Source organism: Streptomyces sp. NPDC002742 (assembly GCF_042888885.1).
Lineage (GTDB): Bacteria > Actinomycetota > Actinomycetes > Streptomycetales > Streptomycetaceae > Streptomyces.
In genome coordinates, this window is the sequence record NZ_JBIAQF010000002.1 from 509606 (window position 1) to 525072 (window position 15467).

Sequence of the window (15467 nt, forward strand, 5' to 3'; positions counted from 1 at the left end):
CGCGGCAGATTCGCTGCCGGCAGAGTGGGCGGAGCGGGCAGAAGCCGGTGCGATGTCCGACGGGACACCGGCGGGTGTCACCGTCGAAGCGCGGCATCGCGGCGCAGCCGGCTTCCTCGCGGTTCCATTCCTGGCCCCGCCGCCAGGAGTCGAGGGTGCGCCCGTGTTCGTCCGGGGTCAGCGCGGCGAGTTCCCCGGCGGTCGGCGGCTCCGGCAGCCGTGCCGACCGGGTGCTACCGGCCCGTTGGACTTGTTCCGCAGGGACTGGAGTGGGGGCTGTACCGGGCCGTCGTGAGGTGAGTTCGTGCGCGCGCGGCAGATGAGTTTTCGGACGAGGATCAGTCGATAGCAGTGACGATGTCCGCGCCCGAGGAGGTACACATGCCAGCCGACGGTTTCACCACCTGTCTGTGGTTCGACGGTCAGGCCGAGGAGGCCGCCAACTACTACGTCTCGGTCTTCAAGAACTCCAGGCTCGGCAGGATCGGCCGCTACACCGAGGCCGGGCCCGGCCCCGCCGGTTCCGTGCTGGCCGCCGAGTTCGTGGCCAACGGCCAGAAGTTCGTCGCGCTCAACGGAGGCCCGCAGTTCACGTTCGACGAGGCGATCTCCTTCCAGATCGACTGCGCCGACCAGGAAGAGGTGGACCACTACTGGAACAGGTTCATCGACGACGGCGGCGCGGCGGCCCCCTGCGGCTGGCTCAAGGACAAGTACGGACTCTCCTGGCAGGTCGTCCCCACTCGGCTCATCGAACTGATCAGCGACCCGGACCAGGAGAAGGCGGCCCGCACGTTCCAGGCGATGCTCCAGATGTCCAAGCTGGACATCGCGGCCCTGGAGAAGGTGTTCGCGGGGGAGTAGCCGAACGGCCGGCACCGTGCGGCAGCGCGTAACGCACGCCGGGTGCCCTGGACGGGAGACCGGGTGCCGAGTTCGCCTCAGGCCGGTTGGTTCCGGGGGCGGATCCGGGCCGCCAGTACCGCCACGTCGTCCTCCGCGTGCCGGGCGTCGAGCTTGACGAGCACCTCGTCGAGCAGGTCGTCGACCCCCGCACCCGGCGGCAGGCGCAGCGCGGCCAGCCGTGCCAGCGACTCGTCGATGTCCTCGTCGCGGCGCTCCACGAGACCGTCGGTGAACATCACCAGGGTGTCATCGGGGGAGAGTCTGCGGATCACCTGCTGGTAGCCCCCCACCCCCGTGCCCAGCGGCGGACCGACCGGCAGTGCCAGCAGCTCGCCCGATCCGTCCCCGGCGAACACGACCGGAGGCAGATGCCCGGCGCCCGCGATCACCGCGATGCCGCGCGCCGGATCGACGCGGACGAGCAGGCAGGTGGCCGGACGCCGGGTGCCGTCCTCGGCGACCGCCGCGTCCAGACGGCGCAGCACGCGGTGGGGCGGCAGATCCGTGGAGGCGACATAGCGCAGCATCGAGCGGTACGCGTTCATGTCCACCGCCGCGTCCAGGCCGTGGCCCATCACGTCGCCCACCACCAGCAGGGTCCGCCCGAAGTGCAGCCGTACCGTCTCGAACCAGTCCCCGCCCACCAGGGTGCCGCCCCCGGCCGGCAGATAGCGGGTGGCGAGGTCGAGGTTCGGATGCGGCCGGCCCGGTTCGGCCAGCAGCGCCCGCTGGAGGTCCAGGACCGTGCTGCGGACGACGTCGTGCCGGCGGGAGTGGCCGAGGTGCACGGCCGCGAGGCGTGCCGCGTAGTGCGTGCCCGACGTGTCCGCGTCGGTGAACGGCGCCCCCTGCCGGACGGCGAGGAGTACCCCGTACAGGCGTCCGTGCGCGAGCAGCGGCACGGTCATGACCTGCCGGGGTGTCCGGCCGGACAGGTCGATCGAGGCGGCGATCGGATGCCCCTCGTCGAGCGCCCGGACGGACAGGGGGCGCGGACCGTCCGACGGGGTGAGCAGCCCGGTGCGGCCGGCGGTGGCCGCGCGGCTGAGTCGTGGGGCCGGGGAGTGACGGTCGGCCGGCATGTCCGTGGGCAGCAGGTCCACAGCGGCGGTCTCGCAGAAGTGCCGGCACACGAACGCCACGAGTTCCTCGCAGGTGGTGCGCTCGTCGAGCGTCGTGCCGATCGACTCGATGGCGTCCTCCAAGGCGTCGGACGGAACCCTTGTACCCCCCGTGTCGTCAACGCCCCGGCCCGCCATCGCACCTCCACCGCAGCACCCGTCTGGGTCCATCCACGCACGGGGGCGGCGGGCCCGCATGCTCAGCTCGTCGGCGGGCCGTCCTCCACCGGGACCGCCGCTCCGCCGAAGCGGCCGCCTCGCGTCCCGCAGCGGCGCGGCGAGGCCCTGCGCGGCGCCGGGTAGCCGATGATGCCCACGCACGGCAGCGGCGCCCGGGCGATGCCGTCCATGTCGGCCGGGCGGTGGGCGAAGGCCAGGGGCTCCGTCATCCCGTGCCCCCGTCCCCTCGACGGCCAGGGCGGCCCGTTCTCCGATGTCGTGCAGCGCCCGCGCTTCGGCGAGCGGCCCGCGCGATGGCTGGCTAGCGTGAACAGCGCAATCGTTCACCGAACAGGAGAAGGTCGGGTCATGGCCGTACAGCCTGAAGGAACGCCCTGCTGGGCGGACGCGATGTTCAGCGATGTCGAAGGGGCCAAGAGTTTCTACGGGGACGTCCTCGGCTGGACGTTCGGCGAGGCGTCCTCGGAGTACGGGAACTACACGCAGGCCTACTCGGGTGGCAAGGCGGTGGCCGCCGTCGTACCGCCGATGCCGGGGCAGGAGGGCCAGTCCGCCTGGTGTCTGTACCTCGCCTCGCCCGACGCCGCCGCGACGGCCGCGAAGATCAAGGACAAGGGCGGCGAGGTGCTGATGGAGCCGATGCAGGTCGGCGAGTTCGGCACGATGGCGCTGGCGAGGGACCCCGGCGGGGCCGTCTTCGGAGTCTGGCAGGCGGGCGTCCACGAGGGCTTCGAGTCGATCGGCGAGCCCGGCTCGTACGCCTGGGCCGAGGTCTTCACCCGTGAACCGGAGAAGTCCGACACGTTCTTCCCGGCCGTCTTCCCCTTCACCGCCCAGCAGGTCCGCGACGACGCCGTCGACTTCCGCGTCTTCAACATCGGCGGGAACCCGGTGCTCGGCCGGATGAAGATGACGGACGACTTCCCACCCGAGGTCCCGTCGTACGTCAACGTCTACTTCGCCGTCGAGAACTGCGACGAGGCGGTGTCCAAGGCGACCGCGCGCGGTGCGGTCCTGCGCTTCGGGCCGATGGACAGCCCCTTCGGCCGGTTCGCCGCGCTGAGCGACCCGCAGGGCGCTTCGTTCTCCGTGATCGACATGAAGGCGACCCAGGGCGAGATGCCCGAGATGACGGACGTCTCCTGACGCCTTCCCGGGCACGGGCGACACATGCCGGCGGGCGTCGGGCACCGGAGGTCCGCGGCCGCGGGGGTCCCGCCGAGGACACGGTCGCGGGATGCGCGCCGGACCCGCAGCCGGCGCCGATCCCCGGTGGGCGGTCGCGCCGCCCCGGACTTCCGCCCCGCCGGGGGTCACCGGCGGGGTAGCTGCACGCCGGTCAGCGGTGGGGTGGGTGCGCGCGGGTCGCTCACGGACCGGGTCCACGCCGGTGGTCGGCTGGCGTCCGTGCCGGGCACTCGCCAGGTAGCCACCTCGCCACGGCCTGCACGGAGAGCGGGTTCCACCCGCGCCACGGCCTGCGCCTTCCGGCCGCCGCTGCGGGCTTCGGGCTGCGCCGGGCCCGCGCCCCGTGCGCGTCACCCTCTCCGGGGCGTGGCATGATCGGGGTCATGCCTGAACGCGTTGTGGCCGCCTGTGACGGGGCTTCGAAGGGAAACCCGGGACCCGCCGGATGGGCCTGGGTCGTTGCCGACGGAGACGAGACCCCGACCCGCTGGGAGGCGGGACCGCTGGGCACGGCGACCAACAACGTCGCCGAACTGACAGCGCTGGAACGCCTGTTGACGGCGATCGCGCCGGACGTGCCGCTGGAGATCCGGATGGACTCCCAGTACGCGATGAAGGCCGTCACGACCTGGCTGCCGGGCTGGAAGCGCAAGGGCTGGAAGACGGCCGCGGGCAAGCCCGTCGCCAACCAGGAACTGGTCGCCCGCATCGACGAACTCCTCACCGGCCGCACGGTGGAGTTCCGCTACGTCCCGGCCCACCAGGTCGACGGCGACCGGCTGAACGACTTCGCCGACCGCGCCGCCAGCCAGGCCGCGATCGTGCAGCAGCCCGCGGGCAGCGACCTCGGGTCCCCGGAGCCGCCGGCGTCGCCCGATACCCCGGCCTCCTCCGGAGCGGCCCGCCGCCGCCCCGCGGCCAAGGCCGGGCAGGGCACGGCGAGTCGTCAGGGCACGTCGAGCCGCACCATCAAGGCCAAGTTCAACGGCCGTTGCGTGTGCGGCCGTTCGTACGCCGCCGGTGAGCTCATCGCCAAGAACGCCCAGGGCTGGGGCCACCCGGAGTGCCGAACCGAGGAACCGGGCGGCGCCTGACGCTCCGGCGTCCCCGTGCCGGGGCGTTCCCGTGCCGGGGGCGTCCCCTTGACACGGTGGTCCCGTGCCGCGGGTGGTCCTGTGCCGCGGGTGGTCCCGACCTGCCGGGCTGCCGATGACCGGTCGGCCCTCGCGAGAGGGCCCGCCGGTCACGGGCGCGGCCGGGATCAGGCAGTGTCGAACGTGTAGAACGCGGTGTGGTCGAGCAGATCGGCCGGCCGGGTGTCGTTCCACGGCTTCATCGTCTCGTCGAGGTCGACGACGTCCGGGGTGCCCGCGAGCGGCAGGTAGCCGGAGCCGGGGTGACGGCGCTGCCACTCGGCCCACAGCTTGTCTATGAAAGCGTGGTGGAGCCAGAACACCGGGTCGTTGGGGGATACGCCGGTGCCCATCTGGCCGCCCACCCAGACATGCACCCGGTTGTGCAGATTGACGCCCCGCCAGCCTTCGAGGTGATTGCGGAAACCGTCCGAGGCGCTGTTCCAGGGCGCCATGTCGTACGTCGCCATGGCGAGCACGGACTCCACCTCGGCGCGGGTCGGCAGTTCCCGGACCCCGTCGCCGAGCGATCTGCGCAGATAAGTCCGGCTGTCGACGCGGACGTTGATCGGCCAGTTGCCCGACGCGGCGGCGAACGGCCCGTCCATCACCCGGCCGTCCAGGCTGCGTCCGGTGCCGCCGAGGAAGTCGGGCGCCCACAGGGACGAGCGCGCCGTGCGGTCGCTGCTCCAGTCCCAATAGGGCAGCGCCACCGAGGAGTCCACGGACTGCAGGGCCCGCTCGAACTCGAGAAGGAACCTGCGGTGCCAGGGCAGGAACGACGGTGAACGGTGGCCCGTGCGCTCGCCGTTGTCGGTGTCGCCCATGATGAAGGCGTTGTGCGTCGTGACCAGGGCGTCGTACTTTCCACTGCGCTTGAGCTGCAGCAACGCGGCGACGAATCGCCGCTTCTCGTCGGCGGTCAGGCTCGCCTGGTTCTTGCGTACGGTCATGTGCGGGACTCCACGATCTGCTTGCTGGGTGGTTCAGTTGACGGCGAGGGGCACGAGCGGCGCCCCTTGGAGCTCCACGACGGCGGCGCGGGCGGCGGCGCGCGGGGTGGCTACGGGGGCGTAGTGGCTGACGACGCTGATCCAGCTGCCGTCGGCGTTGCTCATCACGTGCAGCTCCGCGCCGTCGATGAAGACGGCGTATCCGGCGCCGTGATGGTGACCGCCCCCGGTGACCGGGCGGCCTTCTATGCGGCGCCCCTGGAAGACCTCGTCGAAGGCTTCCGGGCCGCCGTGGTGGTGCTCGGCCATCGAACGGCCGGAATCGGTAAGCCCGTTGGGTGACGCGGACGCGGAAGGCGCGGCGAGGATCTGGGCAGCACCTGCGCCCGCGGCGAGCGCGGCGGCGGTCCCGAGGGCGCGGCGACGAGTGAGCTCCGGCATGCGGAGACCTCCTGTGATCAGCTGTGTTGATGACCTGATATGCCTATCGGTTCGTCAAACAGCGGGAGAAATCGGCGAATGTCGGTTGGCTCCGATCCGGACAATCGCGCACATGTCGTGCAGGATTGAACGAAGATGATCTTGCTGTCCGGGGTGCTCGCGGTGCGCCGGTGGGCGGAAATCCTCCGGTGGGGAGGTCTCGCGTCGATGATCTTGCGGTCGCGGCCCCGGACTCGTGGCGCGGCTCACGCCCGCGATCTGGCGCGAACTGTGGGAGGGGCACCCCTGCTACCCTTCGTGATCAATTGACCGCATTGTGCAACATAGGGGAGTGCGCGTGAAGATCGCGTGCGTCGGTGGCGGACCCGCAAGCCTGTACTTCTCGATCCTGATGAAGCTCCAGGATCCGTCCCATGACATCACCGTCCATGAGCGGAACCCGGCCGGATCGACGTACGGCTGGGGAGTGACCTACTGGGCGGGCCTGCTCGACAAACTGCGTGAGGGCGACCCGGCGTCCGCGCTCGCCGTCAGCGAGGACTCGGTGAGCTGGAGCGACGGCGTCGCCCATGTCGGCGGCCGTACGACAGTGCACCCGGGCGACGAGGGATTCGGCATCGGCCGCCGCCGGATGCTCGAACTGCTCGCCGAGCGGGCCCGCTCCCTCGGCGTCCGCGTCGAGTACGAGAGCGAGATCGCGGCCGACCGGCTGCCCGACGCCGACCTCGTCGTCGCCGGGGACGGTGTCAACAGCGCGTTGCGCGAGCGTCACGCCGCCCACTTCGGCAGCGAGATCAGCGTCGGGCGCAACTACTACGTCTGGCTCGGCACCACCAAGGTCTTCGACTCCTTCACCTTCTCCTTCGTGGAGACGGACCACGGCTGGATCTGGTGCTACGCCTACCGGTTCAGCGACGACCGGAGCACCCTCGTCATCGAGTGCTCCCCGCGGACCTGGACCGGCCTCGGGCTCGACGAGGCAAGCGAGGCCGACGGTCTCGCACTGCTGGAGAAGCTCTTCGCGGGCCTGCTGAACGGGCACGGACTGATCGGCCGGGCGCAGTCCGACGGCACCGCCCAGTGGCTCACCTTCCGCACCCTGACCAACCGGACGTGGCACCGCGGCAACCTCGTCCTGCTCGGCGACGCCGCCCACACCACCCACTACTCGATCGGCGCCGGCACCACGCTCGCCCTGGAGGACGCCATCTCCCTGTCGGGAGCGCTGCGGGAGCACGCGGACCTCGAAACCGCGCTCACCAGCTACGAGCGGCAGCGCCAGGCGGAACTCCTGTCGGTGCAGAGCGCCGCCCGCCACAGCGCGCAGTGGTACGAGAACCTGCCGCGCTACATCCGCCTTCCGCCGGCGCAGATGTTCGCCCTCCTCGGGCAGCGGCACTCGCCGCTGCTGCCGTACGTCCCGCCGCAGCTCTACTACCGGATCGACCGCGCGGCCGGGCGGCTGGAGGCGCTGCGCCGCTTCAAGCGCTGGCTCGGACCGAAGGTGGCCCGCGGCGTACAGGCCCGCGCCCGGCGCTAGGTTTCCCGTCGCGGTGCTCCGAGGCGCCCCCGGGCGCCCTCGGGAGAAGCGGACCCCGCTTGGGGTGAATGACAATTCACCGGTAAGGTGAATTGTCATTCACCCCTTTGTCGCGTCTACTTCTGGAGTGCCGATGGCGGCTCTGCGCGAGCGGCTCACGATCCCCGTCCTGGCGTTCGGCGGGATTCTCATGGCCGTCATGCAGACGGTGGTCGTCCCGTTGCTGCCCGACCTGCCCCGGCTGACCGGCGCCTCGGCGGGCGCGGTCTCCTGGATGGTCACGGCGACCCTCCTCGCCGGAGCGGTGCTGACCCCGGTCCTGGGCCGCGCGGGAGACATGTACGGCAAGCGGCGCGTGCTGCTCATGGCACTCGGGATGATGACGGTCGGCTCGCTGATGTGCGCGCTCACCTCCGACATCGGCGTCCTGATCGTGGCGCGTGCGCTGCAGGGCGCGGCGGCCGCCGTGGTGCCGCTGTCGATCAGCATCCTGCGCGACGAACTCCCGCCCGAGCGCACGGGTTCCGCCGTCGCGCTGATGAGCTCCACCGTGGGCATCGGCGCCGCCCTCGGCCTCCCGCTCGCCGCCCTCGTGGTGCAGTACGCCAACTGGCACGTCATGTTCTGGGCGACGACCGCGCTCGGCGCCTTCGGGCTGGCGCTGGCCTGGTGGGCGGTGCGCGAGTCGCCCGTCCGGGAGCCGGGCCGCTTCGACACGCTGGGCGCGCTGGGCCTGGCCGCCGGACTGGCGTGTCTGCTGCTCGCCGTGTCCCAGGGCGGCACCTGGGGCTGGACCAGTCCCCGTATCCTCGGCCTGTTCGCCGCCTGCGCCGTTGTCCTCACGCTGTGGTGGCGACAGCAGCTGCGCACCGAACGTCCTCTCGTCGACCTGAAGCTGGCCGCCCGTCCGGGGGTCGCCCTGCCGCACATCGCCGCGCTGCTGACCGGCTTCGCCTTCTACGGCAACTCGCTGGTCACGGCGCAGCTCGTGCAGGCGCCGAAGGCCACCGGCTACGGACTCGGCCTGTCCATCGTGGCGACCGGCCTGTGCCTGCTGCCCGGCGGAGTGACCATGCTGTTGCTCTCGCCGGTCTCGGCGCGTATATCGGCGGCCCGTGGTCCCCGGGTGACGCTGGCCCTCGGCACGGCGATCATCGCCTCCGGCTATGTCCTGCGGATCGCCGACAGCCGCGACCTGTGGATGATCATCGTTGGCGCCACGGTCTGCTCGATCGGCACCACCTTCGCCTACTCCGCCCTGCCCACCCTGATCCTGCGCGCGGTGCCCGCCGGGCAGACCGCGTCCGCCAACGGCGTCAACGTCCTGATGCGCACCATCGGGCAGGCCGTGTGCAGCGCCGCCGTGGCCGCCGTCCTGGTGCACCACACGAGTCTCGTGACAGGCGCCCCGGTGCCGACCCTGCACGGCTATCTGCTGGCCTTCGTCATGGCGGGTACCGTCGCACTGGTGGCCTGTGCCGCCGCACTGTCGATACCCACCGACCCCGCCTCCCGCGCGACCCCGCGCACCGGGCGCCGTACCGGTGCACCCCGCGACGAGGCCCTCGAAGGAGCTTGACACCGTGACCACCCCGCACTCCGGTCTCACGGCGTCCCCGAACGTCCCGGGGCCCGGTGAGCGGCCGGCCGCCGCCGCTCCACCGCACCGGGAGCGGGAGGCCGCACCCGCCGTACCCCGCCGTGACGCCGAGGCGAGCAAGGCGGCGATCCTGCGCGCGGCCCGGTACCTGCTGGCCCGGCACGCCCACGCCGACATCACTCTCAAGGCCGTCGCCGACCGGGCGGGGGTGAGCGCGCCGCTGATCCTCAAGTACTTCGGCAACAAGGACGCGCTGTTCGCCCGTGTCATGTCCTTCGAGTCCGACGCCGACGCCCTGCTGGACGCCCCGCTGGAGGAGCTCGGCCGGCACATGGTCCGCCACCTCCTCGAAGGCCAGACCCAGCGCGGCGCCGACCCCGTGCTGCGGATCGTCTTCGCGCCGCTGCAGGGGGAACAGGGCGACATACTGCGCGCCAACTTCCGTGCCCAGGTCAGCGACCGTCTCGCCCGGAGGCTGAGCGGACAGGACGCGGGCCTGCGCGCCGAACTCGCCGTGAGCACGCTGCTCGGCCTCGGCGTGATGTACGGCATCGCGCGGGGGCCGCACCTGCGCGCCACCACGATCGACGACATCGTCGACCGGTACGCGCCGGCGGTGCAGGCCCAGCTCGCGCCGTGAGCCGGTCGGCCCCCGTGCGAACGGCCGCGAGGGTCAGTTCACCCCGTCGGGGCGGAACTGGACACTGATCCGGGGCCCCGCCGCCCGCGCCGTCTTGGGGATCGCGTGCTCCCAGGTGCGCTGGCAGGATCCGCCCATCACGATGAGGTCGCCGTGGCCCAGCGGGCGCCGTACGGTGTCCCCGCCGCCACGGGGGCGCAGCAGCAGATCCCGCGGGGCGCCCACGGACACGATGGCGACCATCGTGTCCTCGCGGGCACCGCGGCCGGTCCTGTCCCCGTGCCAGGCCACACTGTCCCGGCCGTCCCGGTAGTAGCAGAGCCCGGCCGTGCTGAACGGCTCGCCCAGTTCCTCGGCGTAGTGCGCGGACAGCGCGTCCCGGGCCTCGTCCAGGATGGGATGCGGCAGCGGATCGTCCGCGCGGAAATAGGCGAGCAGCCGGGGTACGTCCACCACCTGCTCGTACATCTGCCGCCGCTCGGCCCGCCACGGCACCTCGGCGGCGAGCCGGGTGAAGAGCTCGTCGGCCCCGCTCAGCCAGCCGGGCAGCAGGTCGATCCAGGCCCCGTCCCCCAGTGTGGTGCGGTGCGGCCCGTCCAGCGGACCGAGTCGGAGTTCGTCGGTCTGGTCGAAGAGGGAGCCCTGGAGGTGCGTGGCCATCTGGTCAGCGTACTCCCGGAATCGAAAATGTGTTCCATTGGGGAGTGGGTGGGTGTCGCGGTCACCAGGGGATGGGGCCCGCCGCGTCGAAGTAGCCGCCGGTCGGTCCGTCCGGGCCGATCCGCGCCATGCGCACGATGATCTCGGCGCCCTCCTCCACGGTCTGCGTTCCGGTGTTGCCGTTCAGGTCGGTGGCGGTGTAGCCCGGCTCCACCGCGTTGACGCGGATACCGGGGAACGCCTTCGCGTACTGCACGGTGATCATGTTGACGGTGGTCTTGGACGCCGGATAGGCGATGCCCGGGTAGGCGTGGGCCGGGCTCGCGGGGTCGCTGACCCGGGTCAGCGAGGCCAGACCGCTGCTCAGGTTCACCACGACCGGGGCGGCGGACCGCTGGAGCAGGGGCAGGAAGGCGTGGGTGACCCGCACGAGACCGAAGACGTTCGTCTCGAAGAGCTCGCGCATCATCCCTGCGGTCACCTCCGCCGCGCCGATCACGCCGTTTCCCTCGCCGCGCCCCTCGATGCCGGCGTTGTTGACCAGGACGTCCAGACCTCCCTCGGCCCCGATGGTCTTCGCCGCTGCGGCGACGGACGCCTCGTCGGTGACGTCGAGGACGACCGCGCGTGCCCCGAGCGCCTCGGCCGCGCGCCGGCCGCGCTCCGGGTCCCTGCTGCCCACGTAGACGGTGTGGCCGGCCGCGACGAGCCGACGGGCGGTCTCGAAGCCGAGCCCCTTGTTCGCTCCGGTGATCAGTGTTGTGGTCATGTGCCCAGAGTCGGGCCGTGCGGCGCGGACAGCCAGGAGTCCGGTCTTCCTGGGACTGCCGGTACCAGGCAGGTCCGCGCGCGGAGGTGCACAGTTGGTGGCATGACGAACACGGAGTTCGGGCGTACGGTGCGACGCTGGCGCGACCGGGTCACACCGGAGGCGGCCGGGCTGCCCGGCGGCGGGAACCGGCGCGCGGCCGGACTGCGCCGCGAGGAGCTGGCCCTGCTCGCCGGCATCTCGGTCGACTACGTCACCCGCCTCGAACAGGGCCGGGCGGCCCATCCCTCGGAGCAGGTCGTCGAGGCCCTGGGCCGGGCGCTGCGGCTGTCCGGGGCCGAGCGCGAGCACCTCTTCCAGGTGGCCGGGCTGGTGCCGCCGGGCCGGGGCATGGTGCCCGCCCACATCACTCCCGGCGTCCACCGGCTGCTCGACCGGCTGAACGGGACGCCCGTGGCGGTCTACGACGCGGCATGGACCCTGCTGCTGGCCAACCCGCTGTACGCGGCCCTGCTGGGGGATCCCTCCGGGTGGCGCGGCAACGAGCGCAACGGCGTCTGGCGCAACTTCGTCGGCCCCGCCGGCCGGGTGCGGCACACGCCCCGGGAGCGGCGCGCCTTCGAGGCGACGCTCGCCGCCGACCTGCGCGCGACCGCGAGCAGGTACCCGACGGACCGGCACCTGACCCAGCTGATCGACGACCTGTGCGCGAACAGCATCCGGTTCGCGGAACTTTGGGAGTCCGGAGCCGTCGCCCGCCACGACGCGTCCCGCAAGACCATCGACCACCCCCAGGTCGGCACCGTGACGCTGGACTGCGACGTGCTCAGCGTCGCGGGCAGCGATCTGCGGATCATGGTGTACACGGCCGAGCCGGGCACGCAGGACGCCGAACGCGTCGCCCTCCTCGGTGTTCTCGGCACACAGGCCCTGGTGGAGTGACGTCCGGCTACGCGGCACGCCGGTCGGCCAGCACCTCGCGGATCACCAGCTCGGCGTTGGTCGCGATCAGCGGGTTCGTGGTGCGGTAGTACGGGAGTTGGACCAGGGCCATGGACAGGGCCCAGCCGCGGCCGCGCGCCCAGCCGGCGTCGTCGGCGCCCGCCGTGTCCCGGAAGACGGACCTCGCCGCGGCCGGCAGGAGATTCCAGGCCGGGATGAAGTCGCAGGCCGGATCACCGGTGCCGAGGGTGCCGAAGTCGAGGACGGCCGCGAGGCGCCCTCCGCTGATCAGGAGGTTCATCGGCATCAGGTCCGAGTGGAGCCACCGCGGCGAGCCCGTCCACGACGGCGCCGCGAGCGCCTCCTCCCAGGCCGCCGTCGCGGCCCGCGTATCGATCACGCCGCGCAGGTCGGCGATCGCCGCTCTCGTCTCGCAGTCCACCGTGGCGAGCGGGGTGCCGCGGTAGGCGGTCGGCCCGCCGGGCAGGTCGACGCCGCGCAGAGCGGCGACGAACGCGCCGAGGTCGGCGGCCAGCGCGTACGGGTCGGTGAGGGTGCCGGGCACCGGAAGGTCGCCGTCGAGCCAGCGCAGTACCGCCCAGTGCCACGAATAGTCGGCCGTGGGGATGCCGAGGCCGAGGATCTCGGGAACCGGGAACGGGAGCGCGGGGGCGAGGCGCGGCAGCCACGCGTGCTCCTTGGTCACGTCGTCGGCTGCGGCCGCGATCCGCGGGAGCCGGACGGCCAGATGGTCGCCGAGACGATAGAGGGCGTTGACGGTTCCGGCCGACTCCACGCGCTTCAGGGGCAGTTCGGCCCACTCCGGGAACTGCTCGGCCAGCAGGCGTCGTACGAGTGAACCATCGATCCGCGCCTCGCCGACGTGCATCGGGGCTGCTGACACGGCGGCCTGCTTTCCGCGGGGAGGGGGTCGGATTCCGTCATCCTGCGTCCCGTTCGGGCCGCCTCGCAACGTGTTTCGGGCGGCCGGGCAACCTCGCGGACGCGATCGTCGTCTTGATCGGCAACGGGCGGGTGGCGCGTCGACCTCCATGAAGCAGCAATTCGCGGATGGAATTCGGGCGCATTATACCCATTGTGTATACATGTTGTGTATACATCAAGTGCATAGCAAGGTCGTCGCACGTCACCGCCTCGAAGGAGTCAGTTACAGCATCACCATCGGTCCGTGACCGTATACGGACGGACGGTGGCGGACGGAAAGGCATTCATGTACGGCAAGGCCTTCGCCCCGGAGTACCAGGGCGCTTTGACCACCCTGTCGGTGAACTCCTCGCTGACCGACGTCCTCGCGGCGGGCACCGAGCAACTGCGCGCCGCCGAACGCACCGGCGCGCGCGCCGAGGCCGCCCGGTCGGGCCTCGCCGTCGCCGAGGCGCACCGGCGGCTCGGGCAGGTGGCGGACGCAGACCGGGCCTGGAAGGCGAGCTACCGCACCGCCCGGGAGGCCGGTGACGGTGCCGCGATGGCGTGGGCCCTGTGGAGCGGCGGAACACTGGCCCGCCAGCGCGGAGCGTTCCCGCTGGCGTGGCGGCTGCTGCGGCTCGCCGCCGAACTCGGCGGACGGTCGGGGGATGTGGTCGTGCGCGGCTACTCGCTGGCCGGAATGGCGGAGACCGGCCGCATCCAGGGGGACTACGCGGCCGTGACCGCCCTGCACGAGCAACTGCTGGCAGAGGCCCGCAAGCGCGGCGAGGCCCGGCACACCGTGTGGGCCCTGGAGGGTATCGCCCAGATCCACCGCAACACCGGTGCGTACGAGAGTGCTTACGCCATGTTCGAGGAGGCGGCCGGGATAGCCGCCCGAGCCGAGGACCGGCGTGGCCACGCCTGGGCGCTGCGGGGCCTCGCCGACATCGTCTCGGTACGGGACGGGGACGTGGACCGCGCGCTGGAGCTGCTGAGCGAGGCGGAGGTGTCCTGCCGCGCGATGAAACTGTCCGGCGCGCTCGCCTACAACCACAAGATGCGCGGCAACGTCCTCTACCGCGCCGGGCGTTACGAGCAGGCCCGCGAGGTCTACGCGGGCGCCCTCGCCGAGTTCGAGGCGATGAGCGAGCCGCGCGGCCGGGCCCTGTCCCGGCTGGGACTGGTCAAGTCCCTGGCCCGTCTCGGCCGCGACCGCGCCGAAACCGCCGCCGAACTCGACGAGTTGGCGGTGGCGCTGGAGGGCATCGGGCTGCGGCACGCCCGCCGGATGGTCGAACAGGCGCGGACGGAACTCGGGTTGACGTCCGGGACCGGCGAGACGGAGGCCGCGTGATGGCCTCGACCGCCCTGCACCGCTCGAAAGTCCCCTCAGGTTCGGCCGGTTTGACGGCCGCGGCCGCCCAGTTGCCGCCCACCGCCCCGCAGGTGCTGCGCCGCTGCCGCGAACTCGCCGCCCCCGCCCTGTCGGAGGCGATCGACACGCTGCACCCCTGGGTCGCCGAGATGGCCCGGTACGCGCTCGGCCGCTGCGAGGTCGGCGGCGCCCCCGCCGATCACGGCCAGGGCAAGGGCGTACGGCAGGCGCTGGCCGTCCTCGGGGCGGAGGTCGTCTCGGGCCCGTCCGAAGCGGGTGTGCCGGGGGCTGTCGCGGTGGAGCTCGTCCACGTCTTCTCGCTCCTCCACGACGACATCATGGACGGTGACGCGCTGCGCCGGGGGCGCCCCGCCGTGTGGAAGGCGTACGGCACCGGTCCCGCCGTCCTGGCGGGCGACGCGTTGTTCGCGCTGGCCGTCGAGACCGTGGCGACGACTTCCCAAGCCGGTCTCGCCGTACGGCAGTTGACCACGGCCCTCGGTGACCTGGTCCGCGGCCAGGCTGACGACCTGCTGTTCGCCGACCGGCCTTGGACCGGGTCCGGGGCGGTGGGCGCGGGGGAGTACGAGACGATGGCCGAGGGCAAGACCGGTGCGCTGCTCGGCTGCGCGCTGGCGCTCGGCGCCCGGCTGGCGGGAGCGCCGGGTCCGACCGTGACCGTGCTGGACCGCGCCGGACGCCATCTCGGCGTCGCCTTCCAGGTCGCCGACGACGTGCTCGGCATCTGGGGCGATCCGTCGGTCACCGGCAAGCCGGTCCACGGCGACCTGCGGCAGGGGAAGAAGACCCTGCCGGTCCTCGCCGCGCTCGCCGCGCCCGGGTGCGCGGAACTGGCCGAACTCCTCGGAGCCTCCCGCTCTCTCGACGGCGCGGGCGCCCGTCGCGCGGCGGCCCTCGTCGAGCGGGCCGGCGGTCGCGCGGCGGCCGTGCGCGAGGCGCGCCGTCATCTGGCCGCGGCGGACACGCTCCTGGCGGGCGTTCCCCTCGCCCAGGGGCCCGCGGCGGAACTGCGCACGGTGCTGTCCGCCCTCGCCGACCGCACGGTCTGAAGCCCGCCACGCGTGCGAC

16 protein-coding genes are annotated in these 15467 nt (G+C 72.3%); 9 read left to right on the plus strand and 7 right to left on the minus strand.

Annotated elements, in window-relative coordinates; translation table 11 throughout:
* The first annotated feature begins 381 nt into the window (after positions 1-381).
* Complete coding sequence (locus ACFYW8_RS05065; RefSeq protein WP_389068001.1) at positions 382-864, plus strand: VOC family protein; 483 nt, start codon at positions 382-384, stop codon at positions 862-864.
* Positions 865-941: 77 nt separating this feature from the next.
* Here the strand turns inward: ACFYW8_RS05065 and ACFYW8_RS05070 are convergent, their stop codons facing one another.
* Together ACFYW8_RS05070 and ACFYW8_RS05075 are read right to left on the minus strand one after the other, a co-directional pair.
* Positions 942-2111 (minus strand): PP2C family protein-serine/threonine phosphatase, encoded by a 1170-nt coding sequence (locus tag ACFYW8_RS05070; RefSeq protein WP_389068004.1) that lies wholly within the window; start codon positions 2109-2111, stop codon positions 942-944.
* A 116-nt stretch (positions 2112-2227) separates the two neighbouring features.
* Positions 2228-2416 carry a hypothetical protein gene (locus ACFYW8_RS05075; protein WP_389068006.1) on the minus strand — a complete coding sequence of 63 codons (189 nt, stop codon included), beginning with the start codon at positions 2414-2416 and terminating at the stop codon, positions 2228-2230.
* Positions 2417-2555: 139 nt separating this feature from the next.
* On the opposite strand from ACFYW8_RS05075, the gene ACFYW8_RS05080 reads away from it, so the two are divergent.
* Both ACFYW8_RS05080 and ACFYW8_RS05085 read left to right on the plus strand, forming a co-directional pair.
* Positions 2556-3353 carry a VOC family protein gene (locus ACFYW8_RS05080; RefSeq protein ID WP_365876071.1) on the plus strand — a complete coding sequence of 266 codons (798 nt, stop codon included), beginning with the start codon at positions 2556-2558 and terminating at the stop codon, positions 3351-3353.
* Positions 3354-3766: 413 nt separating this feature from the next.
* Entirely contained in the window at positions 3767-4489 is a 723-nt protein-coding gene (locus ACFYW8_RS05085; protein ID WP_389068011.1) for a ribonuclease H, read from the plus strand.
* A gap of 167 nt (positions 4490-4656) precedes the next feature.
* Here the strand turns inward: ACFYW8_RS05085 and ACFYW8_RS05090 are convergent, their stop codons facing one another.
* Both ACFYW8_RS05090 and ACFYW8_RS05095 read right to left on the minus strand, forming a co-directional pair.
* Positions 4657-5481: a tyrosinase family protein gene (locus tag ACFYW8_RS05090; RefSeq protein WP_389068013.1), complete on the minus strand. Its 825-nt coding sequence runs from the start codon at positions 5479-5481 to the stop codon at positions 4657-4659.
* Positions 5482-5514: 33 nt separating this feature from the next.
* Positions 5515-5922, minus strand: a complete 408-nt coding sequence (locus ACFYW8_RS05095) for a tyrosinase family oxidase copper chaperone (RefSeq protein WP_389068015.1) — start codon at positions 5920-5922, stop codon at positions 5515-5517.
* Positions 5923-6259: 337 nt separating this feature from the next.
* Between ACFYW8_RS05095 and ACFYW8_RS05100 the strand changes: the two genes are divergently transcribed.
* From ACFYW8_RS05100 to ACFYW8_RS05110, 3 genes are all read left to right on the plus strand, one after another.
* Positions 6260-7462 carry an FAD-dependent monooxygenase gene (locus ACFYW8_RS05100; RefSeq protein WP_389068018.1) on the plus strand — a complete coding sequence of 401 codons (1203 nt, stop codon included), beginning with the start codon at positions 6260-6262 and terminating at the stop codon, positions 7460-7462.
* 133 nt (positions 7463-7595) lie between these two features.
* A complete protein-coding gene (locus tag ACFYW8_RS05105) occupies positions 7596-9041 on the plus strand; it encodes an MFS transporter (protein WP_389068021.1) in 1446 nt (481 codons plus the stop codon).
* Positions 9042-9189: 148 nt separating this feature from the next.
* Entirely contained in the window at positions 9190-9702 is a 513-nt protein-coding gene (locus ACFYW8_RS05110; RefSeq protein WP_365876173.1) for a TetR family transcriptional regulator, read from the plus strand.
* Between the two features lie 33 nt (positions 9703-9735).
* Here ACFYW8_RS05110 and ACFYW8_RS05115 read toward each other — a convergent pair whose 3' ends face one another.
* On the minus strand, positions 9736-10362 hold the full coding sequence (locus ACFYW8_RS05115; protein WP_389068024.1) for an alpha-ketoglutarate-dependent dioxygenase AlkB: 627 nt from the start codon (positions 10360-10362) through the stop codon (positions 9736-9738).
* A gap of 61 nt (positions 10363-10423) precedes the next feature.
* On the minus strand, positions 10424-11131 hold the full coding sequence (locus ACFYW8_RS05120) for an SDR family NAD(P)-dependent oxidoreductase (RefSeq protein WP_389068027.1): 708 nt from the start codon (positions 11129-11131) through the stop codon (positions 10424-10426).
* A gap of 102 nt (positions 11132-11233) precedes the next feature.
* On the opposite strand from ACFYW8_RS05120, the gene ACFYW8_RS05125 reads away from it, so the two are divergent.
* A complete protein-coding gene (locus tag ACFYW8_RS05125; protein WP_365876087.1) occupies positions 11234-12073 on the plus strand; it encodes a helix-turn-helix transcriptional regulator in 840 nt (279 codons plus the stop codon).
* 7 nt (positions 12074-12080) lie between these two features.
* Here the strand turns inward: ACFYW8_RS05125 and ACFYW8_RS05130 are convergent, their stop codons facing one another.
* Complete coding sequence (locus tag ACFYW8_RS05130) at positions 12081-12977, minus strand: aminoglycoside phosphotransferase family protein (protein ID WP_389068029.1); 897 nt, start codon at positions 12975-12977, stop codon at positions 12081-12083.
* Positions 12978-13304: 327 nt separating this feature from the next.
* Here ACFYW8_RS05130 and ACFYW8_RS05135 point away from each other — a divergent pair, with 327 nt between their 5' ends.
* Both ACFYW8_RS05135 and ACFYW8_RS05140 read left to right on the plus strand, forming a co-directional pair.
* Entirely contained in the window at positions 13305-14357 is a 1053-nt protein-coding gene (locus ACFYW8_RS05135) for a tetratricopeptide repeat protein (RefSeq protein ID WP_365876177.1), read from the plus strand.
* Positions 14357-15448, plus strand: a complete 1092-nt coding sequence (locus tag ACFYW8_RS05140; RefSeq protein WP_389068031.1) for a polyprenyl synthetase family protein — start codon at positions 14357-14359, stop codon at positions 15446-15448. Before ACFYW8_RS05135 ends, ACFYW8_RS05140 begins: the two co-directional genes overlap by 1 nt.
* Positions 15449-15467 lie beyond the last annotated feature (19 nt).